Source organism: Natrinema sp. H-ect4, from assembly GCF_041894845.1.
Taxonomy (GTDB): domain Archaea; phylum Halobacteriota; class Halobacteria; order Halobacteriales; family Natrialbaceae; genus Natrinema.
Genome location: NZ_JBHDYC010000007.1, coordinates 39,473 through 62,939 on the forward strand (window position 1 = coordinate 39,473; position 23,467 = coordinate 62,939).

23 protein-coding genes and 1 tRNA gene are annotated in these 23,467 nt (G+C 64.3%); 14 read left to right on the plus strand and 10 right to left on the minus strand.

Translation table 11 applies throughout. The annotated features are described in order from the left end of the window. Positions 1 to 117 precede the first annotated feature (117 nt). The 4 genes from ACEWFR_RS10535 (at position 118) to ACEWFR_RS10550 (ending at position 2,937) form a co-directional block, all read left to right on the plus strand. Positions 118 to 1,293: a c-type cytochrome gene (locus ACEWFR_RS10535; protein WP_374060986.1), complete on the plus strand. Its 1,176-nt coding sequence runs from the start codon at positions 118 to 120 to the stop codon at positions 1,291 to 1,293. 74 nt (positions 1,294 to 1,367) lie between these two features. Next, on the plus strand, positions 1,368 to 2,054 hold the full coding sequence (locus ACEWFR_RS10540; RefSeq protein WP_374060987.1) for a cytochrome c biogenesis CcdA family protein: 687 nt from the start codon (positions 1,368 to 1,370) through the stop codon (positions 2,052 to 2,054). Positions 2,055 to 2,096: 42 nt separating this feature from the next. After that, the gene (locus ACEWFR_RS10545; protein WP_374060988.1) at positions 2,097 to 2,819 is read left to right on the plus strand and encodes a cytochrome c biogenesis protein; all 723 of its coding nucleotides are present in this window, start codon (positions 2,097 to 2,099) and stop codon (positions 2,817 to 2,819) included. Position 2,820: 1 nt separating this feature from the next. Then, positions 2,821 to 2,937 carry a CcmD family protein gene (locus ACEWFR_RS10550; protein ID WP_138777706.1) on the plus strand — a complete coding sequence of 39 codons (117 nt, stop codon included), beginning with the start codon at positions 2,821 to 2,823 and terminating at the stop codon, positions 2,935 to 2,937. A 107-nt stretch (positions 2,938 to 3,044) separates the two neighbouring features. Here the strand turns inward: ACEWFR_RS10550 and ACEWFR_RS10555 are convergent, their stop codons facing one another. Beyond that, the gene (locus ACEWFR_RS10555) at positions 3,045 to 4,772 is read right to left on the minus strand and encodes an ammonium transporter (protein WP_374060989.1); all 1,728 of its coding nucleotides are present in this window, start codon (positions 4,770 to 4,772) and stop codon (positions 3,045 to 3,047) included. Between the two features lie 484 nt (positions 4,773 to 5,256). Then, positions 5,257 to 6,285: a porphobilinogen synthase gene (hemB, locus tag ACEWFR_RS10560; RefSeq protein WP_374060990.1), complete on the minus strand. Its 1,029-nt coding sequence runs from the start codon at positions 6,283 to 6,285 to the stop codon at positions 5,257 to 5,259. Between the two features lie 165 nt (positions 6,286 to 6,450). Here hemB and ACEWFR_RS10565 point away from each other — a divergent pair, with 165 nt between their 5' ends. From ACEWFR_RS10565 to ACEWFR_RS10575, 3 genes are all read left to right on the plus strand, one after another. Continuing rightward, entirely contained in the window at positions 6,451 to 7,623 is a 1,173-nt protein-coding gene (locus tag ACEWFR_RS10565) for an MFS transporter (protein WP_374060991.1), read from the plus strand. A 321-nt stretch (positions 7,624 to 7,944) separates the two neighbouring features. Next, positions 7,945 to 8,745 (plus strand): TrmB family transcriptional regulator, encoded by an 801-nt coding sequence (locus ACEWFR_RS10570; protein WP_374060992.1) that lies wholly within the window; start codon positions 7,945 to 7,947, stop codon positions 8,743 to 8,745. 70 nt (positions 8,746 to 8,815) lie between these two features. Beyond that, entirely contained in the window at positions 8,816 to 9,139 is a 324-nt protein-coding gene (locus ACEWFR_RS10575; RefSeq protein WP_098724945.1) for a ferredoxin family protein, read from the plus strand. 17 nt (positions 9,140 to 9,156) lie between these two features. Here ACEWFR_RS10575 and ACEWFR_RS10580 read toward each other — a convergent pair whose 3' ends face one another. Both ACEWFR_RS10580 and ACEWFR_RS10585 read right to left on the minus strand, forming a co-directional pair. Beyond that, complete coding sequence (locus ACEWFR_RS10580) at positions 9,157 to 9,321, minus strand: DUF6757 family protein (protein ID WP_176548143.1); 165 nt, start codon at positions 9,319 to 9,321, stop codon at positions 9,157 to 9,159. Positions 9,322 to 9,377: 56 nt separating this feature from the next. Continuing rightward, on the minus strand, positions 9,378 to 10,157 hold the full coding sequence (locus ACEWFR_RS10585; RefSeq protein WP_374060993.1) for a PHP domain-containing protein: 780 nt from the start codon (positions 10,155 to 10,157) through the stop codon (positions 9,378 to 9,380). 158 nt (positions 10,158 to 10,315) lie between these two features. On the opposite strand from ACEWFR_RS10585, the gene ACEWFR_RS10590 reads away from it, so the two are divergent. Then, on the plus strand, positions 10,316 to 10,603 hold the full coding sequence (locus ACEWFR_RS10590) for a DUF2795 domain-containing protein (protein ID WP_374061141.1): 288 nt from the start codon (positions 10,316 to 10,318) through the stop codon (positions 10,601 to 10,603). Between the two features lie 473 nt (positions 10,604 to 11,076). Here ACEWFR_RS10590 and ACEWFR_RS10595 read toward each other — a convergent pair whose 3' ends face one another. Together ACEWFR_RS10595 and ACEWFR_RS10600 are read right to left on the minus strand one after the other, a co-directional pair. Next, entirely contained in the window at positions 11,077 to 12,141 is a 1,065-nt protein-coding gene (locus ACEWFR_RS10595) for a zinc-dependent alcohol dehydrogenase family protein (RefSeq protein ID WP_374060994.1), read from the minus strand. Positions 12,142 to 12,241: 100 nt separating this feature from the next. After that, positions 12,242 to 13,249, minus strand: a complete 1,008-nt coding sequence (locus tag ACEWFR_RS10600; RefSeq protein ID WP_374060995.1) for a DUF5784 family protein — start codon at positions 13,247 to 13,249, stop codon at positions 12,242 to 12,244. A 178-nt stretch (positions 13,250 to 13,427) separates the two neighbouring features. Between ACEWFR_RS10600 and ACEWFR_RS10605 the strand changes: the two genes are divergently transcribed. Continuing rightward, entirely contained in the window at positions 13,428 to 13,601 is a 174-nt protein-coding gene (locus ACEWFR_RS10605; RefSeq protein WP_255291518.1) for a DUF5786 family protein, read from the plus strand. A 61-nt stretch (positions 13,602 to 13,662) separates the two neighbouring features. Here ACEWFR_RS10605 and ACEWFR_RS10610 read toward each other — a convergent pair whose 3' ends face one another. After that, positions 13,663 to 14,658 carry a YkgJ family cysteine cluster protein gene (locus ACEWFR_RS10610; RefSeq protein ID WP_374060996.1) on the minus strand — a complete coding sequence of 332 codons (996 nt, stop codon included), beginning with the start codon at positions 14,656 to 14,658 and terminating at the stop codon, positions 13,663 to 13,665. Positions 14,659 to 14,795: 137 nt separating this feature from the next. Between ACEWFR_RS10610 and ACEWFR_RS10615 the strand changes: the two genes are divergently transcribed. Then, a complete protein-coding gene (locus tag ACEWFR_RS10615; protein WP_374060997.1) occupies positions 14,796 to 15,041 on the plus strand; it encodes a hypothetical protein in 246 nt (81 codons plus the stop codon). 196 nt (positions 15,042 to 15,237) lie between these two features. Here ACEWFR_RS10615 and ACEWFR_RS10620 read toward each other — a convergent pair. Beyond that, positions 15,238 to 15,326: transfer RNA gene (locus ACEWFR_RS10620), tRNA-Gly, on the minus strand. A gap of 203 nt (positions 15,327 to 15,529) precedes the next feature. On the opposite strand from ACEWFR_RS10620, the gene ACEWFR_RS10625 reads away from it, so the two are divergent. Beyond that, positions 15,530 to 17,395, plus strand: coding sequence for a helicase C-terminal domain-containing protein (locus ACEWFR_RS10625; protein WP_374060998.1), 1,866 nt, complete (start codon positions 15,530 to 15,532; stop codon positions 17,393 to 17,395). A 344-nt stretch (positions 17,396 to 17,739) separates the two neighbouring features. On the opposite strand, the gene ACEWFR_RS10630 is transcribed toward ACEWFR_RS10625, so the two are convergent. Continuing rightward, a complete protein-coding gene (locus ACEWFR_RS10630) occupies positions 17,740 to 18,930 on the minus strand; it encodes a class I SAM-dependent methyltransferase family protein (protein WP_374060999.1) in 1,191 nt (396 codons plus the stop codon). Then, positions 18,923 to 20,047: a 60S ribosomal export protein NMD3 gene (locus tag ACEWFR_RS10635; RefSeq protein WP_374061000.1), complete on the minus strand. Its 1,125-nt coding sequence runs from the start codon at positions 20,045 to 20,047 to the stop codon at positions 18,923 to 18,925. Before ACEWFR_RS10635 ends, ACEWFR_RS10630 begins: the two co-directional genes overlap by 8 nt. Before the next feature lie 398 nt (positions 20,048 to 20,445). On the opposite strand from ACEWFR_RS10635, the gene htpX reads away from it, so the two are divergent. The 3 genes from htpX (at position 20,446) to ACEWFR_RS10650 (ending at position 23,308) form a co-directional block, all read left to right on the plus strand. After that, positions 20,446 to 21,336, plus strand: coding sequence for a zinc metalloprotease HtpX (gene htpX / locus ACEWFR_RS10640; protein WP_374061001.1), 891 nt, complete (start codon positions 20,446 to 20,448; stop codon positions 21,334 to 21,336). Positions 21,337 to 21,389: 53 nt separating this feature from the next. Continuing rightward, positions 21,390 to 21,947, plus strand: a complete 558-nt coding sequence (locus ACEWFR_RS10645; RefSeq protein WP_374061002.1) for a metal-dependent hydrolase — start codon at positions 21,390 to 21,392, stop codon at positions 21,945 to 21,947. 338 nt (positions 21,948 to 22,285) lie between these two features. Further along, positions 22,286 to 23,308, plus strand: a complete 1,023-nt coding sequence (locus ACEWFR_RS10650) for a hypothetical protein (RefSeq protein WP_374061003.1) — start codon at positions 22,286 to 22,288, stop codon at positions 23,306 to 23,308. Positions 23,309 to 23,467: the final 159 nt, after the last annotated feature.

Genomic DNA, 23,467 nt, shown 5'->3' on the forward strand with positions numbered 1-23,467 from the left:
TGAAATCTAGCACTAGCATGAATTCCTGCCGACCATAAATGTTTAATCATCAGTTGTTATATATGGCAATATGCAGAGACGAAATCAGTTGTGGATCACAACCAGAGGTGATGCGAGGTGATAAATCGCAATCACCTCGCTCTACTGGGCGTTGTCGTCTTAATCGCCCTCGCCGGCTGTGCTGCGCCGACGTCTCCCGGCGAGCAAGAGTCCAACGAGACGACAGAACTCCCCAAAGAGTGGCCCGATCGGAAAGTACTCGACGAAGACCTCCGGGAAGGCGACTCGAAAGACAACTTGGAGTACCGGAACGCGACAGCCGGTGACGAGGTTCAGTTTTCTCCCAAAGAGATGAACGATTCGACGCTCCCCTCGACCGAGGAGGAGCGCGAGATGGTTCGCTACGGACGCGAACTCATGCGAAACACCTCCCAGGCGATGCCGGAACACGTCGGCAACGAGCTTTCCTGTGCCAGCTGTCACGGCGGCACTGACCCGCGCTACGGGATGACACAGGGGATGGTCGGGCAGGATATCGACATGATCCCGCTTGTGGGTACCCACGCGGACCTGCCGGAGTGGACGTCCCGACGCGACCGCATGCGCGACTCGCGCCAGCGCCTGATGGGCTGTTTCGAGCGGAGTATGAACTCCCAGGCTGCCCCCGAGGGGACGCCAGCCTACGACAGCCGAGAGATGCAGGCGATGGAGGCGTACATGCAGTGGCTGAGCGAAGGCGTGCCAGTGAAGGCCCAGCCCTACTGGACACACCTGAACAAGCCCGAGGGTGACGAGAAGAAACCGATCGAATCGGTCAACCCCGTGCGCGGTGCCGAACTCTACCTCGAGAACTGCGCGTCCTGTCACGGCGATAACGGACAGGGCATCGAAGGAAGTTCACCTGCCCTGTGGGGCCCAGACTCGTTCAACGACGGTGCCGGCATGAGCCGGATGTACACCTCGGCTTCGTTCATCCGCGAGTCGATGCCGTACGGCGCGCCACATACGGTGAGTGACTGGGACGATGTCCAGGATATCGCCGGCTACATGAACGGCCACGATCGCCCCGCGTTCGTCGAGAAAGAGCAGGACTTCCCGACGACCGGGCCGCCGGAAGAAGGCATCTACTACCCGCGGACGCAGGAAGAACTCGGCTACGACATGAACCCGATGCAAAAGAAACTCGAGTTGGCTGGGATCCCGACCGGGACCGAATCGCTCAACGAGAGCGACATTCCCGACGACGTCGAGTACTACGACCAGCCGCTTCGAAACGAATCGATCGACGACTAGATCGCCGATAGTCGCCGCGGATCCGTCATCTCGGATCCAGCACGTTCTTTTGGATCGTATTACAACGTCGTGCTATGTTCGACGTGGCCGGACTCGTCGCTGTCTTCGTTGCAGGGACGTTGACTGCGCTGACACCCTGTTGTCTCCCCATGATTCCGCCGCTTCTCGCGGGCAGCGCTGGCCACCGACTGCGACCGGTGTCGATCGTCTCGGGGAGTATCACCTCGTTTACTGCACTCGGCATTATCACGTCACTGCTCAGTACTGTGACGCCGGAGACGCTCAGAGTGCCGTTCGTGCTCCTGATCATTGCGTTCGGTGCGGTCATGGCCGACGACGACCTCCACGACACCTACACGACCGCTGCCTCGCGGATCACTGGCCCGGTGTCTCAAGTGACGAGGTCCGTCGAGAACACGCGACACCCACTCGTCAGTGGCTTCGTCTTGGGCCTGTTTCTCGGCATTATCTGGCTTCCCTGTGTCGGTCCCGTCCTCGGCAGTGTCCTCGCATACGTCGGGACGTCCGGTGACGTAACGCGGAGCGCGACGCTTTTGTTCACGTACGGTGTCGGATTCTCGGGCCCGCTGCTGGCCGTCGCTTACGGCGGCAAACGGGTGAATACCCTGCTCACGACTCGTGTCCGCACGCTCGAGCGGCCTGCGTTGATCCGCCGAGTGAGTGGGTACGCACTCGTTGTGACGGGCATCGGCCTGCTGTTCGAACTCGACAAAGCGATTCTGGCAGTGCTCGTCGGATAACGACTGGAAAAAACTAAGTCAGGCGCTTTCAAGTACTGCGGTATGCGTACGTTCTCTCGACAGCTCGCGTCACTCATCCGCCTGTTTCACTGGGTTATGTGGAGTCGGGTCGTGAGGTGGGGTGCGTTTGCGTTCGGTCTGGTCTCGCTTGCGCTGATCTTCGGCGTCGCCTCTCGGACCATGTACGGTATCGAGCACGGGATCAATCTCATCGCGTACTGGCACATTCCGCTGGCGTTTCTCACCGCGTTTGCGCTGTCGACGACGTTTATCGGGAGTCTGCTGTATCTCCGGTACGAAGGGCGGTTCTGGAATCGCCTCGCACACAGCGGCGGTGAAATCGGCTTTCTGTTCGCGACGCTGACGCTTGCGACGGGGAGTATGTGGGGACGGGTCGTGTGGAACTCCTGGTGGGAGTGGAGCGACATTCGCCTCGTCACGTTTCTGATCGTCTGGCTAATCTATGCGGGGTATCTCGCCGTCTATGCCTCGACCGAACGGGGAAGCGACGAGCGCTTCGCCGCGGTGTACGGTGTCGTCGCGTTCGTCACGGTCCCGATTACGTACACCGCCGGTCGGCTCTGGTCACCGACGTTTCACGAGCCGACGATCGCGAACTCGAGCGTGAGTGCGAACATCGATCCGCTGATCCTCGGGATCTCGTTTCTTGCGTTGGCGTTGCTCTACATCTACGTGATGGCGATTCGTATCCGGCTCCACGAAATCGAAGATAAAATTGTCCTTCAGAAAGAAGAGGTGCGGTAAGATGGACACTCTTCTCCTCGCCGGCTACGGGTCCGTGTTCGTGGTGTTGTTCGCGTATCTACTCTATATGCAGCGGCAGTTGCGCCGACTCGAACGACAACTGCAGGATCTGCAGTAAGTTCTGGCGCAGTACTCGATTGCAATCTTGCTATCTGTCGAGCCGAGTGGTACTGCTCGGTGGCCGAAGTCGACCCGGAAGCGGAATGTGTTCGCGACGATCTCGAGTCAGACGGCGTCCCGCCCGGTCTTGCCGGTCCGGATCTGGGTCGCGTCCTCGACGGGCATGACGAATATCTTGCCGTCGCCAGGCTCGCCGGTTTCGGCACCATCGCGGATGGCATCGACGACCTCCTGGGCCGGGATGTCCGCGACGACGCACTCGATCTTGACCTTCTGGTGGAGGTCGACCGTGTACTCCTCGCCGCGCCACTGCCCCTTCTTCGCGGGCTGTGAGCCGCGGCCGGAGACGTTGGTGACGGTCAGCGACGGTGCGCCGGCTTCTGCGAGGGACTTCTTGATATCGCCGAGGCGGTCGGGGCGAACGATTGCGGTAACCATCTTGATCTCGCCGTCGTTCGGCTCGCCGCCGTCGGAACGGAGTTCCGACGAGGATCGCGATTCGCCGAATCGCTCACCACCGTCGGCGCGGATGATCTCATCGCTGCCGCCGTCGGTCGCGACATCGGGCTGTCCGAACTCGGGGTAGGTGTCGACGCCGTGTTCGGAGACGTCGAGGCCGTCTCGCTCGTGTTCGGGCGAGACGCGGGCCTGTCCGATGGCCTTCAGCGCACCGAAGACTGCGGCGGTTGCGACGACCGTCCAAACGGTGATGACGACGACGCCTGCCAGCTGTGCGATGAACGCGTTGACGACGCTATCGACCATACCCGGAGCGGCCACGAACGGGAACAGCAGCGTTCCGAGGACGCCCGCGGATCCGTGGACGGGGAAGACCGCACAGACGTCGTCGATCTTCAGGCGCTGCTCGACGAAACTGAAGACGATCGGCAGCTGTGCGCCGGCAAGCAGACCGACGACTAGCGCACCCCACCACGCCGCGACATCGGGAATCGCAGTGATGCCGACGAGCCCGGCCAGCAGGCCGTTCGCAACGTAGAGCGTGTCGACTTTGCCGGTTTTCAGGAGGGCGACTGCGCCGGAGCCGATGGCGCCCATCGCCATCGCTAGCGTCGTCGTCAGCACAACGCGGCCGAGGACGGCTGCGTTGAACACCATCTCGCCGTCGGCGTTCTCGACGAAGATCGAGGCCGTCCCGACGTTGAACCCGTACCAGCCGAAGGCGAGCAAGAGCGTTCCCAGCACCGCGAACGTCATCGAGTGACCGGGAATGACATTGACGCTCCCGTCACTGTTGTACCGGTCCATGCGCGGACCGAGTACCCACGCGGCGGTGAGCCCGGCGATGCCGCCCATGCCGTGGACGATCATCCCGCCGGCGAAGTCCTGGAAGCCGGTTCCGACGTACTCGAGAATGTACCCACCGGACCACGTGATCCCGGTGACGACCGGGTAGATGACCGCCGCTAGCAGGACGGTGTACGCTACGTACGCGCGGAGTTTCGCGCGTCCGGCGACGGCGCCGGAGACGATCGTCGCCGCCGTCATTGCGAAGACGGCCCCGTAAAACCAGCCGTTGGCCCAGGAGCCGGGATCCTCACCGGCGATCCAGGTGAAGCCGCCCCCGCCGACGAGACTGCTCACACCGGCTCCGACGAGGAAGAACGCGACGACCCCGACCGACCAGGTCAGCAAGTTCTTCGTCAGCTGGTTGGCGACGTTCTTCGAGCGAACCTGACCGGCCTCCAGCATCGCGAAGCCCGCGTGCATGAAGAAGATCAGGAAACACACCACCAGGACCCACGTGTAATTGAGCGCATCGACGAGGACGCCAACGTCGGCGACCTCTCCGGACTGCAAGAGCGTCGGCTCCATCAGGCAGCCACCCCCGTTCCCATCGTTTTGCTACCGATACGTTGTAGACGTATGTCCATGTATGAGTCGTTCGAGCGCATGGTTGTCTTCTGAATCACGTCTGATGTCGATGGACTAGCTACATATAAGAGTTAGCGTTGATGATTGTCTAATAATTCCCGCGTGATAGGGGCAACCGAACAAATCTAAAGGTAGTCTAAGGAGTATAAGGCAATTCGATCTTGCGGATTTTTCGAGCGATGGTTATATATTCTCTCTTTGTAAACCCGGAAAAACTCGAGGGAATTCGGATCGCTGCCGTAGTGACCCATTACACCCCCCTGAACAGCGCAACGCGACTCGCGCGCGGCAGATGTTGCCAGTTGTCCGCCATCGTTGGGAAAGGTGTGGACGTTCGTTCGAATGCTACCGGCTGCTCGCTCCGAGTCGGTCGGTTCGACGGTGCGCTCACCGGTTCGCCCTCGGCTTGGCCAAGAGCGTCCGGCTATCGACCGCCGGTCAGCCCTTCGGCGACGTCCTCCGCGAAGTAGGTGAGAATCAGATCCGCACCTGCCCGTTTGATCGAGAGCAGCGACTCGAGCGCCGCATCCTCGAGGTCCAGCCAGCCCTTCTCGGCGGCGGCCTGTAGCATGGCGTACTCGCCGGAGACGTTGTAGGCAGCGACGGGGTGGTCAAACTCCCGCCGAATTGCCGAGACGATATCGAGGTACGGCAGGGCGGGCTTGACCATCATCACGTCGGCGCCCTGCTCGGCGTCGAGTCGAACTTCCCGCATGGCTTCCCGCGAGTTCGCTGGATCCATCTGGTAGTGACGGCGGTTCCCGAAGGAGGGGTCCCCGTCCGCAGCGTCCCGAAACGGGCCGTAGAAGGCGCTCTCGTACTTCGCCGCGTAGCTCATGATCGGGACGTGTTCGAACCCCGCTCCGTCCAGCGCCGATCGGATGACGCCGACCATCCCGTCTATCATCCCGCTCGGCGCAACCATGTCCGCGCCCGCGCGAGCATGCGAGGTGACGATGTGATCGAGCGCCTCGAGCGTCGCGTCGTTGTCGACGGTCAGCGTCGGTTCGCACGCGGGCCCATCCGCCTCGACGGCGCTGCCGTCGGTTCGCAACTCTTCCTCGAGCGGCCCGCAGTGGCCGTGGTCGGTGTACTCGCAGAGGCAAACGTCGGTGATGACGTAGGCATCAGTCTCGCTCGTGACTCGACGCAGCGCCTCCTGAATGACGCCGTCCTCGGCCCAGGCGCGGCTCCCCTCGGGGTCTTTCGACTCGGGAATCCCGAACAGCATGATCGCCTCGACACCCGTCTCGAGGACCGCCTCGACGCGAGCGACGATCTCCTCGATTGGGACCCGCTCGTGACCGGGCATCGACTCGATCGGGATGCGCTCGTCGGTCGTGGCGTCGACGAACACCGGCGCGATCAGATCGGACGGCTCGAGGCTCGTCTCACTGACGAGGCCGCGAACCCGGTCCTGTCGGAGCCGCCGGGGGCGATGTGTGAGGTCCATAGCTGTGCATTCGACGGGAGTTGCAAAAGCGATGCGTTCCCGCCGGCAATCGGACTCGAGGCGTCGGCTGCCGGTAGCAGTATCCTCATCCGTCGGGGTCGGTGACTGCCTGATGCGATCGCGAACCGGCCGCCGGGAGACACGACCGATGGGTGAACTCGAGTAATGCGCTGGCGATACGAGGAGACCGTCCTCGCGATGTGTACGCTCGCCTTCCTGGCGACGATGGCCGCCAGGCTGGTGATCAGTCCGGTCGTTCCCCGGATCACCGCCGAGTTCGGCGTCTCGAACTCGGTGATCGGGCTCGCGCTGACGGGGATGTGGACGGCGTACTTTTGCTCGCAGTTCCCCAGCGGCGTCCTCGGTGACCGGTTCGGCGAGCGCCGCGTCATTCTGGTCGCCGTCGGCGGGACGGCCGTCGCGAGCGCGTTCCTCTCGATCGCACCCCTGTTCCCCGTCTTCGTGGTCGGCACCATCGCGCTCGGGGCCGTCGCCGGTCTCCACTACAGCGTCGCGACGTCGCTGCTGACCCGCACCTACGACGAGATCGGAACCGCGATCGGCGTCCACAACAGCGGCGGTCCCCTTGCGGGACTCGTCGCGCCGCCGATCGCCGCCTGGGTCGCCGTCCGGTACGGCTGGCGGGCCGCGATCGCGGTCGGTGCGGTGGTCGCCGTCCCCATCTTCGTTCTGTTCGCCCGCTCGGTCCGGCCGACCACTCCCCAGCGGCCCGACCAGCCGATGGCCGAACGGTTCGAACTCGAGCCGGTCGTCGAACTGCTCTCCCGGCCGAAGATCGCCTTCACGTGCGCGCTCGCGATTCTGGGCGACTTCGTCTGGCAGGCAACGTCCTCGTTTCTGCCGACCTTCCTCGTCGCCCACCGCGGCCAGTCCGCGACGACGGCGAGTCTCGTCTTCGGGGGCTACTTCGTCGTCCAGGGGATCACGCAGGTCGGCGTGGGCGCGGTCTCCGACCGCTACGGACGCGACGTGACGACGGCGGCCTGCATGGTCCTCTCGGTCGCCGGCTTCGCGCTGTTCGTCGCGGTCCCGGGGACCGTCGCCGTTGCGGCCGGCGTCGTGCTTCTCGGGATCGGCCTCGGCTGGGGTGCGGCGCTCCTGCCCCGCTTCATGGACCACCTCTCGGCGGCCGAACGCGGCGCGGGGTTCGGTCTCGTGCGGACCGTCTACGGCGTCGTCGGCGCGCTGGGCTCGGTCGTCACCGGAACCCTGGCAGATCTGTTCGGTTGGGGGGTCTCCTTCGGATTCCTCGCGGTGTTGCTGACCATCGTCTTCGTCGCGCTAGCCGTCAACTGGGCCTTCTCGCTGGGTTACTGACCCGAACTCCGTGGCTCGGACGTTGTTGTTACGGCTGGAGCACGCGACCCTGTATTTCCGCCGAACTCACACCTGGTTCATGTGTTCTCAGGAGGTAGATCGCTCCATGGCAGCACAGCCACGGCGGAAGGGTGCGCCACGATGTACGGACTGCGGAAGAGCGCTGGCAGTCTGGCTCACTCCCAACGAAATCCGACCGATCGGCAGCACCGACAGCTGTCCCTGCGGCGGTGACTCGTTCCGCGCGTTTTCCTGCCCGTCGTATAACGGCGTGGCGGTAGAAAGCCGCGTTCTTTCCTCCGTTCTGGCTGTGTGTCACCCGTGTCAAACGCGGAGGAAGCAGTTACAACCCTCGAGGAACTCGGGCTGACGGAGTACGAATCTCGGTGTCTCGTGGCCCTCGTCCGCATCTCGAAGGGGACCGCAAAGGAGATCAGCCAGGTCGCGGACATCCCTCGCTCGCGGGTGTACGACACCATCGAGCGCCTCGATCGAAAAGGGCTCGTCAGCGTCCAGCAGACCGAACCCCGCGAGTACAAGGCCGTGTCCGTCGACACGGCCTGTCGGCGGCTTCGCGAGGACTTCGACTCGCGGATCAACGCCGCCGAGAACGCGCTCGGCCAACTCGAGGAGCCCGATTCGCGGGACGACGAGGGAATGTGGGCGATCACGCAGAAGGAACACGTCACCGAGCGCGTCGTCCGCTTCCTCGAGGAGGCCGAGGACACCGTCCACTACCTCGTTCCGGCGACCGAAGTCGTCGATCGGGAGATCCGTTCGGCCCTCGAGTCGACCGCCGACCGCGGCGTCGACGCGTACGTCGAAGTCCCGACCGAGGACGATCGCGAGACGTTCTCGGCGGCGGCTCCGAGCGCGGAGGTCGTCGTTTCCCCCGGCCTCCAGACGACCAACAACGTCCAAGAGGAGTGGCCGGCGCAGTTGCTCATGGTCGATCAGGAAGCGATCGTCGCGGCCGGAATCAAGGAGAGCGACCTTCCAGACGTGGTCGACGAGATGGCGGTCTGGACCTACGGCCGCGACCACGGCTTCGCCGTCTGGACGCGCGAACTCCTCGACGATCGGCTCGAGAAGCGCGCCGAGGACCGAACGACGGACGAGTAGACTGCTGGCGGCCGCTCGCATTGCAGTGAGTACGCACTTTTAAGTACGTCCGTCATTTAATCTGTTAGCAATGGCCATAGACCCGCAGTTCCACGAGAATCGCGACCAGGTCGACGAACACGAGGGGCACTCGGTCTGGGGTCCCGTCGACGAGCCCGAAGAACTCGGCATTCACGGCACGCACGTCGCGGTCGACTTCGACATCTGCATCGCGGATGGCGCCTGCGTCGAGGACTGTCCGGTCGACGTCTTCGAGTGGATTGACACGCCCGGCCATCCGGAAAGCGAAGAGAAGGCCGATCCCGCCAAGGAAGCGCAGTGTATCGATTGTATGCTCTGCGTCGATGTCTGCCCGGTCGACGCGATCGACGTCGACGCCGGTCGAACCGCATAACAGAACGCGAGACGATCCTATTCGGCGCGATCGACGTCGACTTTCTCCTTCAAGCTCTCGAGGCCGTCCGCTTCGGCGAGCTCCTGTAACCGAGTCCGGAAGTGCTCCTCGCACAGGCCGACTTTGAGTCCGTCGGACTCCGCGGCGAATGCAGCCTCGCGGTCACAGTAGTGGCAGTTCATACTCGTTCGTTAGAACTACGATGCATTGAACCCTCCGCTAGCGGTCACCGCTCGGATTACTCGGCTGGCAGCTCAAGCCGCTCGTAGGCCCGCCGAGAGAGCCCGTCGACGCCGAGACGCTCGTCGTGGGCGTCGCTGCCGCCGGTCGCGAGCAGGTCGTCGCGCTCGATCGCTCGCTCGACGGGAGCGCGGTCGACCGCGCGGCCGTAGGGGTAGTGCAGTTCGACGGCGTCGAGTTCGGCCGCACGGGCGAGTGCACCCTCCGGATCGCGGTACCGCAACGGATGAGCCAGCGACACGAGCCGACAGGATTCGGCCAGCGCCGCCTGCCCCCGTTCGAACGACGGGACGTCTCGAGGGACATAACACGGACAGCCGGACCCGATGACACGATCGAACGCGCCCTGATAGTCGTACTCGGTCTCGGGGTGTGCGTCGATCGCCCGTGCGATGTGTGGCCGTCCGAACCCGCCGTCGATCGTTACATCGAGATCGACCCCCAACCGCGATTCCACGCAGTCGACGATCGCCCGCCCGCGTTCGATTCGATTTTCCTGAATCCGCTCGAGGATGGCCTCGAGGCCCGCGCTCGGCTCGAGGCCGTAGCCCAGCAGGTCGATCCGTTGTCCTCCCGTCGTCTCGACGCGAAGTTCGATTCCGTGGACGAGCGTCACGCCGTCGCGTTCGACGATCGGCCCGTCGAACGGCTGTACCCGATCGTGGTCCGTCACCGCGACGACGTCGACACCGCCGCGGCGAGCGGCGTCGGGGACCGCCTCGAGTGCGAGGCTGCCGTCCGAACGCGTCGTGTGGACGTGCAAATCGGCATATGGCATACGGTATTCGAACGCCCCCGCTCTGAAAGGCGTTTCTCCGGGCTCGCTCCCGGGTTCCACGATCTCTAGGGAGATATTAGGTATATTAGGTATGCAGTGCTACTAGGAAACATAGATGGACAATGTTTATAATTATCGTTCACGGAGGATAGGGCGTGATGCTGTCCAATGGCACCGGCGAGGTCATCGACGACCACGAGTACCCAGCGACGACCGAGGAACTGATCGAGGAGTACGGCGATCGAACCCTCGAACTCCCCAACGGCAGTGAGACGGTCGGCGATGTACTCGCCCGCCTCGAGTCCGAGACCTTCGAAAATCCGGAAGAGGCGCGTTTCGCCGTCTACTCCGCCGTCAGCGACAAGGCCGTCGGCCGCGTCGGCTACAGCGACCGCGACCCGACCCCGGTCGGCAGCCCGTACGCGCCCGACGCCGTTTCCTTCTAACAAACTTTTTACGCGGGGTCCTCGCTCGCTTCGCTCGCTCGAACCCCGCGCAAAAACTTTGATGAAAAAGGCCGAGCGCTCGCTTTCCGAGGGCTTCGCTTCGCTCAGCCCTCGCGACGCTCGCGCTCGGTACGACTGCTTGCCGCTCGCTACGGGTAGAGGGATACCACTAGCACCCGCGAGCGACCGCAGGGAGCGAGCGGGCCGACGACTGATGTGAGCGAGAGCGCGGCACGTAGTGCCGCGAAAGCGAGCGGCTTCGCCGCGAGCAGCGCGAGCGAACGGAAAGAGGAGTGTCTTCGTGAGCGGAGCGAACGAAGGCTCGGAAGTCGCAGCCAGCGAGGGATCAGAGATCCCTCGGGCAGTCGGCGCGTAGCGCCGACGACCGCGAACGAAGTGAGCAGGAACGTCTTCCGTTGTTTTTGTACTAAATTTGCCGAGGGCGCGGCAAAGCCGCGCCCGCAGAGCAAAATTTAGTTGAACGTGTCGATGACCGGAATGCCGACCGTCTCGAAGTCCGTCATCGCCTCGAGTTTGCCGGTGACGTCCTCAAGTCCGATCGTCTCGGAGACGACCTTCTCGGGCTCGAGTTTCCCCGTCGAGACCATCCGGAAGATCTCGTCGTAGCGGGTCGGCGGCATCCCGAGCGAGCCGATGAACTCGATCTCCTGCATGACCATCGCGTCGGACGGGAGGGGGATCACGCCCTGTTCGTCCTGGGTCGTGAGACCGACCTGAATGTGCTGGCCGCGAGCATCAAGACTCGAGACGGAGTTCTGGCTGGTCGTCGCGATGCCGAGCGCGTCCATCGAGATGTTAGCGCCGCCGTCGGTGATCCCTTGGACCTCGCCGGGGACGTCGTCGACGTCCTCCGCGTTGACCGTCTCGACCGCGCCGAGTCCCTCGGCCTTCTCGAGTTTCTCGTCTTTGAGGTCGACAGCGACGACGTTCGCGCCGAGTGCGTCGGCGATGTGGACCGCCGAGAGGCCGACGCCGCCGCAGCCGTGGATCGATACCCAATCGCCCGCGCCGACATCCGCGCGGTGGGCCAGCGCGTGGAACGAAGTCATAAACCGGCAGCCGAGTCCGGCCATGTCGACGGACGAGACGCCGTCGGGGAGTTCCACGAGGTTGTGGTCGGCGACGGGGACGTGGACCTGTTCGGCGAACGCACCCTGCACTTGCTCGATGAACCCGAGCGGCATCACGTTCTCGCAGATGTTGGAGTGGCCCCGCTGGCACCGGGGGCAGGTCCCGTCCCCGAGGTTGAACGGGACGGCGACGTGGTCGCCCTCGCTGACGGTCTCGACCTCGTCGCCGACGGCGGCGACGTGGCCGGCGGGCTCGTGGCCGAGGATCTGACCGGGTTGGGTCTCGAGGCCGAGCCACCCCCAATCGCCCTGCCAGCCGTGCCAGTCGCTCCGACAGACGCCGCACGCTTCGAGTTCGACGACGGCCCCGTCCGGCGCCGGCTCCGGCGCGTCTACTTCTTCGATCGAGAGCGGTTCGCCGTGTTCTTCGAGGACTGCTGCTCGCATGTGTGTGGTGGACTATGGCACGGCACAAATAGCTCACACTCCGTTGCAGCGACTGATCGAGAGCAAAACAGGGACGGCCGTCGTCGTCGTGTCGGCCGCGCTAGTCCAGAAATTCGATCGCGTCGTTCAACTCGAGGGGCACCGACCCCTTCCGATAGCCCTCGGCGTGGCCGTTCGGCCGGACGCGGTAGACGACTGCGGGTCGATGGCGAACGTCGGGCTGTTCGCCCCGGACGGCGGACCAGGCGTCGTCCCGGAAGCTCGAGCAGTCGACGAAGAGGGTCGCGCCGCCGCCGTGTTCGGCCAGCTGGCCGCTTGTCTTGGTCTCGGCGGTGTCGCGGACAGCAGCCACGGGACCGGCCGCGGCGCGGTTCTGGGGCGGCTGGGGTCGCGTGACTTCGACGAGGACGTTAGTCTCGTCACTTTCGGCCCGGAAGTCGAGCGAGTGACCGGTCGTGACCTCGATCTCCGGCACCACGTCGTAGCTCGCGTCGGTGAGGAGTTTCGCCGCGATGAACTCGGCCATCGCGGCGCTCATTCGGACGCGGTCGACGTGGTTGCTGGTGCCGAGTTTGCCCGACATGACGTGTCGGTACTCGTCGAGGACGCCGGTCTCGAGGAACTCCTCGAAAAAGCGGGTCGTCTCCCGGCGGCCTGCGTCGGGGAAGCCGGCGGCGTGCTCGCGGAAGAACGCGCGCGTCGAGTCGCGGCCGTCTTTGGACATGAACACCGGCAGGAAAAACCACGAGAGATGTGGGTAGTCGGCGAGCCAGGGGTCCTCCTCGTGGAGCGTCGCGGTCAGTTCGCGCTGGGCCCACCGCGAGACGCGATGGGGGACCTCCCGCCAGCCGAACTTGTCGGTCTTCCACAGCGCGGATGGCGTTTCCGTGTTGCCCATCCAGTAGGCGTCGCTGTCGGTGCGCGCGAAGAGGGCGATGTCCCCGTTTTGCATCTCGAAGCGGTGTGTCTGCCAGTCGCCGCCGATCTTGAACCACGGCGTGACGGACTGTGCGCCGATGTTCGACTGCAGCGGCTGGAGAATCTCGTGTTGTACTCGCCCGTCGCTCCAGGACTGGGGCGAGTAACGGAAGCGAAGCGGCCGTGCCACGGGTCACCGTAAGCTACGGCGACGCATATACTGTTCGTTGTCTGCCGTCAACATCCCACGCTGATCCCGACGGCTGGGCAGCCGTCTCGCCACCCTGTGTATTCGTCGTCGCTCCCCGAAGGGTGTGATCGACCGTTACATTAATAGTCGCGCCACCCCTACCATGTTTACACTTACCATGTCAATGGGTGCCTATGACGAGGACGAGCACGAGCGTCGCGAACAACAGGCCTCGAAGGTCGATACCGATTTCGACGACGAGCGGACGATCTATCACGGCAAAGTCGAGTACGACTCCGGAGACTCCGCTGAAGCGTTGCTAGACACGTTCGAACAGATCAAGTCGGAATAGCGTAGTCGAGTCGGCCGTTCCTCCTTCCTTCGAAGAGCCGCTCGAGCCATGGCAGTAGTACTCACTCGAGGGCGTCCCAGCCCGGCGTTTCGGGCGCGCCGCGATCGGTTTCGATGTCGTCGGCGACGGCCGGTGACGGCACCGCCCCGCCGGCCTCCCGGCGGCGCTGGTACCACTCGCGAATCGCTGGCCCGGCCCACGACACGTCGTTTTCGGACGCCGATTCGGCGTCTTCGCCCCCGAGCAGCCGCGCTTTTGCCCGATCGTAGTGGTGATCCGAGATCGCGAGCGTCCCCGGACTCGAGGCCGCGGCGACCGCAATCGCCTCGGCGCGATCTCGCCGCGTGAGCCCGCCGGCCGCCGCTCGGTCGACGACTCCCTCGAGGTCGGCCGGCCGCGGATGACAGAAGAGCTTCGCCCCGATCGCCTGCGGGCCCAGGAGCATGCCGTCGGGATCGTCGTGATCGGCCTCGAGCAGCCGGTCGCTGCCGAACGCGGACTCGACGCGTTCGCATTCGGTCTCCCGTGCGAGTGCGAGATTGTATTCGGGATACGCGCCGCACTCGTCGGGATACAGCTCGCTCTCGTGGATCCGGCACTGCAGCGTCGTCGGATCGAGGAAGACACAGGTCGGCAGCCACGTCGGCTCCTCGCGGCCGAACGGTGCCACCGGCTTCGGCGACTTCCGGAGGCCCACGAAGAAGACCGGTCGGCCCGCGATGGCGGCGACGCTCACCCCGTCGATCTCGACACCCTCGGTTTCGTCTCGAGCGTGCCAGAACCGCGGTGTCAGGGCGTCGGCCATCCCTGCCTCGAGGAATCTCCGAACCTCGTCGCGGGTCAGCGGAACGAAGGTTGCGTCGTCGTCGAGGGGCTCCCGGGACGATGACTCCGCGTCCTCGCCGCCGAGCGGATCGCGCTGTCGCCGGTGTCGCTGTCTGGGGTCGTTCTCGGTCGCGTCTTCATCGTCTTGAGCGGCGGTCGATCCCGTTTCGTCCTCGAGCAGCGATCGCCAGTCCATGCAGCAGCCGGCACAGCCCTTGCAGTTCACCTCCATAGCCGGCGGTACGACGCTGTGGCCTATAACCGCTGTGCGGACTTTCGCCGTCCGAGCATTTGCCACACGGCCACCTTGCATCGAGTAACCGATGGCCCGGGAGAACGACTTTCATCGTCCGGCACCCACTGGCGCGTATGTCGAAGACTTCCTGTGACGGCTGCGGCCGGACGGTCACGGTTTCCGGCGGGATCGCCAACCTCTGGTCCTTTGGCACCGACGCCGGTACCGTCGGAACCGGGATCACGCTCGAGCTCGAGGACGGCTCGTCACATCTGCTCTGTTATCCGTGTCTCGAAGCGATACCCGACTATCCGACGGCCGAGGATGTCGAACGACTCGAGCGGGTCGACGACGAGACCTCGCGGATCGGGACGCTATAGCCGAGTCCGTGACGGTACCGCTAAGGCCGTAACGGTATCGCCGAGGCCGTGACGCTCTCCTGGCACTCCAGTTCGGGTCGGGACGAGCGCGAAAAATGGGGGTTGCGAGTGGAAGCGATGTGACAGAGACGGTGGCGGCACCGGCCGTGGAACGCGTGAGCACGAGCGACGACCACGGTGCGACCGCAACCGCGAGCGGAAGGGGTGGGATTCGAACGCCACGGGGCGAGATGCCGCCGCGGAACCAGGTGGCACCGCGGTGCTCTACCGCTGAGCGACCCTTCCGCGTCTCCGACCGACGGCTGAGATCGTATTTGTAATCGACCGGCTACCGAGCCGTCGTCGCGCTCTCGTCGTCCGTAGGGCGTCGATACTGACCGATAGCGGGCGATTTCGGTGACGGTCGCGGTCGCTACGCGTGTCGGCTGATTCGCATCGGGAGCGACGGTCCGCAGCCTTTAGGACGCGGCCGCGCCGTGAGTCGAACGGTGAATACCGAGCGGATCTTCGAGGAGTTCCCCGCGCCGAGTTACCGCGGGACTCAACAGCAGGCCCTCCGCGACGTTCGCGACGCCTTCGCGGCCGGCAACGACGTCGTGCTCGTTCGCGCGCCGACGGGCAGCGGCAAGTCCCTCCTGGCTCGCGCCATCGCGGGGTGTGCCCGCCGTGCGGAGGAGGGCGACCCCAGCGACGCGACCGGTGCGTACTACACGACCCCGCAGGTCTCACAGCTCGACGACGTGGCGGCCGACGACCTGCTGGCCGATCTCAACGTCATCCGGGGGAAATCCAACTACTCCTGCATCCTGCCGAACGAGCGAAACACGCCGGTCAATCAGGCCCCCTGCGTTCGCGAGCGCGGCTACGACTGTTCCGTCAAACACCGGTGTCCGTACTTCTCCGACCGCGCGATCGCATCGAACCGGGAGATCGCGGCGATGACGCTCGCCTACTTCATGCAGACCGCCGGCAGCGAAGTCTTTCGCAAACGCGACGTCGTGGTCGTCGACGAGGCCCACGGCCTTGCCGAGTGGGCCGAGATGTACGCGACCATTCAACTGGGGCCGCGAACCGTCCCGTTCTGGGACGAGCTACGCGTCCCCGAGATGGACTCCATCGAGCGAGCCGTCCGCTACGCCGAGAGCCTCGCACAGACCTGTACGCGCCGCAAGGACGACCTGCTCGAGCAGGACCCGCTGTCCCCCGCCGAGGTGCGCGAACGCGACCGCCTGCAGGAACTCATCGGCGAACTCGAGTGGTTCGTTTCGGATTTCCGGGACCCACAGAGCCCGACGACGTGGCTGGTCGATCAGTCCGAGTCGCGCGGTCGCGACGCCGGCGCCGACGGCAGCGATGCCGACGGCGACGAACCGCAGGGCGGCCCGCTGACGATCAAGCCGATGAACCCCGAGAAGTACCTCCAACACACCGTCTGGGACCGGGGCAACAAGTTCGCCCTCCTCTCGGCGACGATCCTCAACAAGGCGGCCTTTTGCCGACAGGTCGGACTCGATCCCGACGATGTCACGCTGGTCGACGTCGACCACACCTTCCCCGTCGAGAACCGGCCGCTGTACGACGTCACGCAGGGGAAGATGACCTACGAGGAGCGCGACGAGACGACGCCGAAGATCGCCCGAACGATCGTCCGGCTGATGCAACACCATCCCGACGAGAAGGGGCTGGTTCACGCCCACTCCTACGACATTCAGGACCGGCTGGCCGACCTCCTCGCCGACTTCGGCGTCGGCGACCGGATTCGAACGCACGATCGCGACGGCCGCGACGCCGAACTCGAGGCCTGGAAGGCCAGCGACGAGCCAGATGTCTTCCTCTCGGTGAAGATGGAGGAGGCGCTGGATCTCAAGGGCGACCTCTGTCGCTGGCAGGTCCTCTGTAAGGCACCCTTCCTCAACACCGGCGACTCGCGGGTCGCCCACCGCCTCGAGGAGGGGCAGTGGGCATGGTACTACCGGACGACGCTCCGGACCGTCATTCAGGCCTGTGGCCGGGTCGTTCGCGCGCCCGACGATTACGGGGCGACGTATCTGGCGGACTCGAGTCTGGTGGACTGCTTCGAGCGCGCCCGGACGGACATGCCGGAGTGGTTCGAAGCGCAGGTCGATCGCATGACGCGCCCCGATCTCCCGACGTTCGAGCCGCAGGCGGCGCTCAGCGGGACGGCGTCGAGTGACGGAACCACTGTCGCTGACGGATCCTCGCGAACGGGACAAAGCGGGACGACGGATACCCAGCGTGGCAACGAGACCGATCGACAATCGTCGCAGTCGCGACGGTCGCGGAAATCGTCCCGCTCGAGTCCGTTAGCGGACGTCTGGGACACGGGCGAGTAAGACTCTTCACGCGGAAGTAGCAACGACTGTCTCGCGAGCGGTGGCTCTGATGATCGGGACGGCAAAGCTCTGATGATCGGGGCGGCGAAGCTCTGATGATCGGGGCGGTAGTTCGGTGTCCGTGCGAGCACCTCGAGCGTCTCCACGTCCGTTCGACCGGCCGTCCCTAAAAGAGGGCCGTTGCGCCCCACGCCACCATCGAGGACATCATGAGGAACGCGAAGACGAGCGCGATGATCTGATTCCTATTCATAGTCGATGTCAGACGGCCCGCAACTATCAATGTCACGACCGAAGTCGGCCGGCCGACGTGGATCGCGTTGCAACGCGAGTCGTCCGAGACGCTACTCGAACCGCGCGTCGACGACGACATGGTCGACGCCCGCACTGTGACTCTTCACCCGCCGTTTCTCGAGCACCGCTAGCTCGCGTCCGGCCTCGTCGGCGGCCGCCGCGAGGCGCTCGAGCGGGCGATCCCAGAGCCGTGACTCTGGGGTCGCCTCGTGGTAGTGGACGACGCCGCCGGGGACGAGCGCCTCGAGGGCATCGGGGAGGAAGTCGTGAGCCTCGTCGGTTCGCGTTCCGTGGTCTACCTCCTCGTTTCCGTCGGCGTCCGAGCCGTCCGAACTCCCGTAGTAGCCCATGATGACGCGATCGGCATCGATCTCGCTCGCGAGGTCGCGACAGTCGGTCATGTAGGCGTCGACCCGGTCGCCGACGTCGTTGAGCACGGCGTTCTCGAGCAGGTAGCGAAAGGCGGTCGGGTTGATCTCGGTGGCAGTCACCCGCGAGCCACCGCGGGCCAGCGGCAGTGTGAAGTAGCCGATGCCGGCGAACATGTCGAAGACGTGCTCGTCCTCGCTCCCGAGTTCGCCCATGCGGGCGCGCTCGGCCTGGTTTCCGGGCGAGAACATCACTTTTGCCGGATCGAGTCCGTATCGGGTTCCGTGTTCAGCGTGGATCGTCTCTGTATCGTCGTCGCCCGCGATCAGTCTGGTTCGGGGCTCGCGGTAGGTGCCGGCCGTTCCGTCGTTTTCGATCCCCTCGTCGGCCAGCACGCTGTCGGCCTCGCCGTGTAACTCGAGCAAGGCCTCACCCAGCGCTTCCTCGTCGGGGCAATCCTCGGGTACCGTCACGAGGATCACTGAGCCGATCACCGCCCACGAGCCCGGGACGGACTCAAGGTCGGCGTCGCTCCAGCCCCGCTCGGCCAGCAGGTCCTCCAGGTCGGGATTTCGGGGCTCTGGCTCGAGTTGGCGGACCACCTCGATCACCTGCGTTTCGGTCGGCGGCTCCGTGATCGGGAGCGCAACCCGCTCAGACTCATTTTCGCGCACGCGCCTCGAGTCGTCGTAGACCCCCTCGGCGCGCAGCGACTCGATGGCCGTCTCCGCGCGGGGCTTCTCGACGATCACAGCCAGTGGTGCGTCCACCTCCGCTCGCTCGAGGACGTCGTCGGCCGCGGGCTCGAGGGGCCGGGACTCCCCGTCCGCAGTCCGGTTGTTCCCATCCACGCCGTCTGCGTCCTCAGTCATCGCTCTCGTCTGGCAGAATGTGCAATCCGGCCCGACTCTTCAGCACAGGGACGGTCTCGGCTTCGGCGTCGAAGTAGTCCGGTCGCGCGACGGTCGTGGCCTGAAACGTCTCGGGGTCGAGCACCTGCACGGCGTTGTCGTCTTCGACGGTGACGACCGTCGCTTCGTCCGCGTCCTCGAGCGAACCGAGCCTGCGCGCGTCGGGCGAGTTCCCCTCCTCGTAGCTCGCCTCGTAGCGCTCGCCGGTCGTCACACGGACGCCCTTGAGGTTACCGCGGGCGCTGCGGACGAGCACGGGACCGCCGTCGTCCGCGGCGAGGTCGATGACGTCGCCGGGCGTGTACGGCGGCAGGCGGACGGCGAAGGTAACTCGATAGACCTCGTTGCCGTCCTCGTCCTCCGTGACGAGGGTTTCGGCGTCGTTGACGGTGCCGCCGAACTCCTCGATCATCTTGTTCGAGATCTTCTTGCCGATCTTGTTGGTCGAGACCCTGATATTCAGTCCGTCGTCAGTCTCGCTCGTCTCCGTGACGAAGGCGTTGCGGTCGCCCGTCGCCTCCATGTCGGCGACGATCGCGTTCGCGATCGCTTTCGCCCGTTCGATCTCCTCGGTCGTCGGGGTACGGTCCTCGGCGCGGATCTGGACGATGCTGGCGTAGTAGTCGCCGGCGATCCGCCCGCAGCGGGTACAGGTCTGGCGGGCGATTTTGACCGGGACGGTCACCTGTTCGTCCACCGGCGTTCCGCGCACCACGCCCGTGAAGTAACAGTGCATCCGGATCGTGTTCTGGTCGACCTGTTCGGGGTCGATCTGCCAGGCGACGTCCTCGACGTCGACGTGGACGCCCAGCGCCTCGCTGACCTCCTCGATGGCGATGTCGGTGTAGTCGTCCGCGCCGACGTCGACCCATCGGTTCCCCCGGTAGACCGCACCACAGCGGGCGCAGACGCGAACGTCGATCCGGTTCGGCGCGTCCACGAAGTCGAAGTCCTCGAAGTAACACGAATCGCAGAGTTCGACCTCCGCGCCGGGCCGCAACGGGCTATTCGCGTCGCTCGCCGACCGCTCGGGCACCGCGTCCCCGCACCGGGGACAGAACGCACGCGACTCACTCATTGGCTCCGTTTGGGTGCTCACGGAGTTAAGGGACGCGTTCTGATATTTCGCCGCGGTCGCTCGAGGAGGCCCACACAGTTCGCTTGCGGTCCACGACCGAGTTCGTTTCCCGACGTTCAGGTCGTTCGACTCGAAACGAAGGGGGTGCCGAATCGAATCCGTCAGACGCTCGTCAGACACTGTCTCAGTTCTCTGTTGTCAGACAGTACCACGTCACGCGGTCTCCAGCCGAAACGAAGGGGTTGGGCGGGTCGACTGCTACAATCACTGATCGGTCAGAAATGCTGAACGTATTGTTTCGATTTGACAGGTCCGATATCGGCTACGGTAACACTATCGCGTCCATTCTCGAGCGTCTTGACAGGGCACTTATTTCGTCGGAGCCCCTCATTTCGGGTATGAACTGGCAGGCGGACTGGGGACTGCGTGCGCGGATGTTCGTGACGATGTTCCTGCTGTTCGCGTTGTACATCGTCTTCGCTGGCGCGCTCGCCCTCTATATCGGTGGTGGGCTGTGGCTGTTCGCGTTGCTGTTCGCGAGCTTTTCGCTCGTTCAGTACTACTTCAGCGACACGCTCACGCTCAAGAGCATGGGCGCGAAGACGGTCTCGGCCGACGAGTATCCGCAGCTCCACGCCTCGATCGAACGGCTCTCCCAGCAGGCTGACCTCCCCAAACCGAAGGTAGCGGTCGTCGACTCCACGGTTCCGAACGCCTTCGCGACCGGGCGCAACCAGAAAAACGCTGCAGTCTGCGTGACGACGGGGATCATGGACACGCTCGATCAGGAGGAGCTCGACGGCGTCCTCGCGCACGAACTCGCCCACGTCAAGAACCGCGACATGATGGTGATGACCATCGCCTCCTTCCTCTCAACCATCGCGTTCATGATCGTCCGCTGGGGGGCCTTTTTTGGCGGCGGCCACGGCCGCGGCGGCGGCCGGGAGGGCGGCGGCGGCATCGTCGTCGCGATCCTCGTCTCGCTGGTCGTCTGGATCATCAGCTACCTGCTCATTCGGGCGCTCTCCCGGTATCGCGAGTACGCCGCCGACCGCGGCGCGGCTGCCATCACCGGGAACCCGTCGGCGCTCGCCTCGGCGCTCCTGAAGATTTCCGGCGAGATGGACAAGGTCCCGAAAGACGACATGCGCGAGGAGGCCGAGATGAACGCCTTCTTCATCATCCCGATCAAGTCCGGCATCGTCGGTCGCCTCTTCTCGACGCACCCGCCGACCGAGCGCCGCGTCGAACAGCTTCGGGACCTCAAGCGCGAGATGCAGACGCTGTGAACCCCGTCGTATCCGGGTGATTACTTACGGGGCCGCGAACGGATGCCGCGGACATGGTCGAACCGATCGGTCACGCCGCGACGGCGCTGCTGTTCGCGGTGCCCGCGTGGTTCCTGTGGGGTCGTCGTCCGGCGGTCACGTTCACCGTGTTGACGCAGGTGACGTCCGTGCTCCCCGACGTCGACATCTACCTCCGGGAGTACTTCTCGCATCCGTTGCTCCAGCATCACGGAATCACCCACACGATCCCGTTTATGCTGGTCGTCGGCGCCGTTTTCGGCGCCGTCGCCGCGCGCGTGCTGATGCCGTTTCTGAACGCGACCCGACTGATCCACAGCGACTCGATCACGCCGTCGACGACGTTCGTGTTCACGACCGGCGCGTTCTGGGCCGGCGGCATCAGTCACGTCCTCGTCGATCTGCTCTCCGCGAAACCGGACGCGGCGGTCGCACCGCTCTGGCCGCTGTACCGGGGCGACGTGATCGTGAATATCGTCGCGTACGATTCGACCCCGGTGAACCTCGGTCTGATTCTCACCGCGGTCGTCCTCCACGTCGGCCTGTACCGCGCCGAGCGGTATCCGTACGAGACGCGGTGGGGGATCGACTGACGCCGCACGATCGAACGCGGAACTGACCGCGACTCGAGCGCGATTCTTCGAGCGACGGCCCGCTGAAACCGACGGCGCGGGACCGGTGATCGTGTTGCACTCGCGCTGATTACCGGAGCCCGCCGGTCGAATCGATTCGGTTCGTCGCGGCCGGGCTGGCCTCCGTCGAGGACGTCTACGGGGCGTTCGGATCGGAGTTGCCCCTCTGATCGGCCTGCTGACATCGCCGGCCGACGCTAGTTCCGAAAATAATAATACTTAGATCAATTAACAAAACTTAATACAATAGATCTTATCTACATGACTGAATGAAATTCAATAATACGAGGCGGAAATTCGTGAAATCTACTAGTGCGGTTGTCGGCCTCGGTTGCCTTCCGACGGTTACTGCGAGTTCGGCTTCAACGGACACCTCAGCGAGAGAATCGGTCGAGAACTTCAAGATCACCGGAACGAAAAAAGCGAAGGTCGAGTACAAACCGGAGGCGGTCACGGTCGAGATGACCTACAAGAGCAAGGATCTCCGGACGCGGTTCGACATGCGGCCGCCGAAATTCACCGTCGAGCGCACGTTCGATCGGGACGCGATCCGGCTCGAAGACGCCCCGACTCGAGGATCGGAAACGCTCAAATCGGATTGGGAAACGTATCTCGCCTCGGCGGAGGAGTGGGAAGCGGCGCTGTACGGCCGTCGCGACAACGGCGCCGACGACGGAATCAGTACGCAGGCACACAGCGGCGGTGGGAACCACCTGTGCGGACGGGCCGAATGGACGTTCAAGAAGGCGCACAGGTACAATCCGCTGAAATCTGTCGAATACGTGCGGAAGGCGCCAATCAACGTTGTCACCAAGGGGCTGGATATTACCGACATCGAGGACACGTTCGAAAGCAACGGCTGGAACGATCTCGAGGAGGTCTGGGGGATCGGCGGAAATACCCTCCAGGAGAGCCAGCGATACGTCTACGATAAGGATCGAGAGATCTGGTCCGGTCCCGATAACGAGCCCCATGGGGAGTACTGCGGATACACGAACGTGATCGACGGCTACGGACCGCTCGGGCGGATGCACGTTCGGTGCTGGGAACTCGAGGATGGCGTCGTGTCGATACAGGCTCACGAAGACGGCGCCTGGGATCCGACGAAGATGGCCCACGACGTCATCTCCTACGAGAACGGAAAGGACGCGATGCGTGAGCTGTTCACGAGTGAGTATCCGATGTATGTCGCCGACCGAGTCGATTCGGGGCGCGCGAACTACGGGAACGACGGTAGCGACGATAATCACAACGGCAAAGCGATCGTTCTTGATTTCTATTCCTCGGACGATCGCTTAAACGATCCGGACGTCGGGTGCTGACGCGCAGGTGAAGTGCTAGTCCAGACCCGACACGGGATCCGGCGGGCGACACTGAAATAGGCTGCGTCGCTTCCTCCTCAACCCTCGACCGGTTCGGACCGACCGCCTCGGTGAGCCGGGTTCGATCGCCCCCACGGAGTGATCGAAATTTCCGATGAT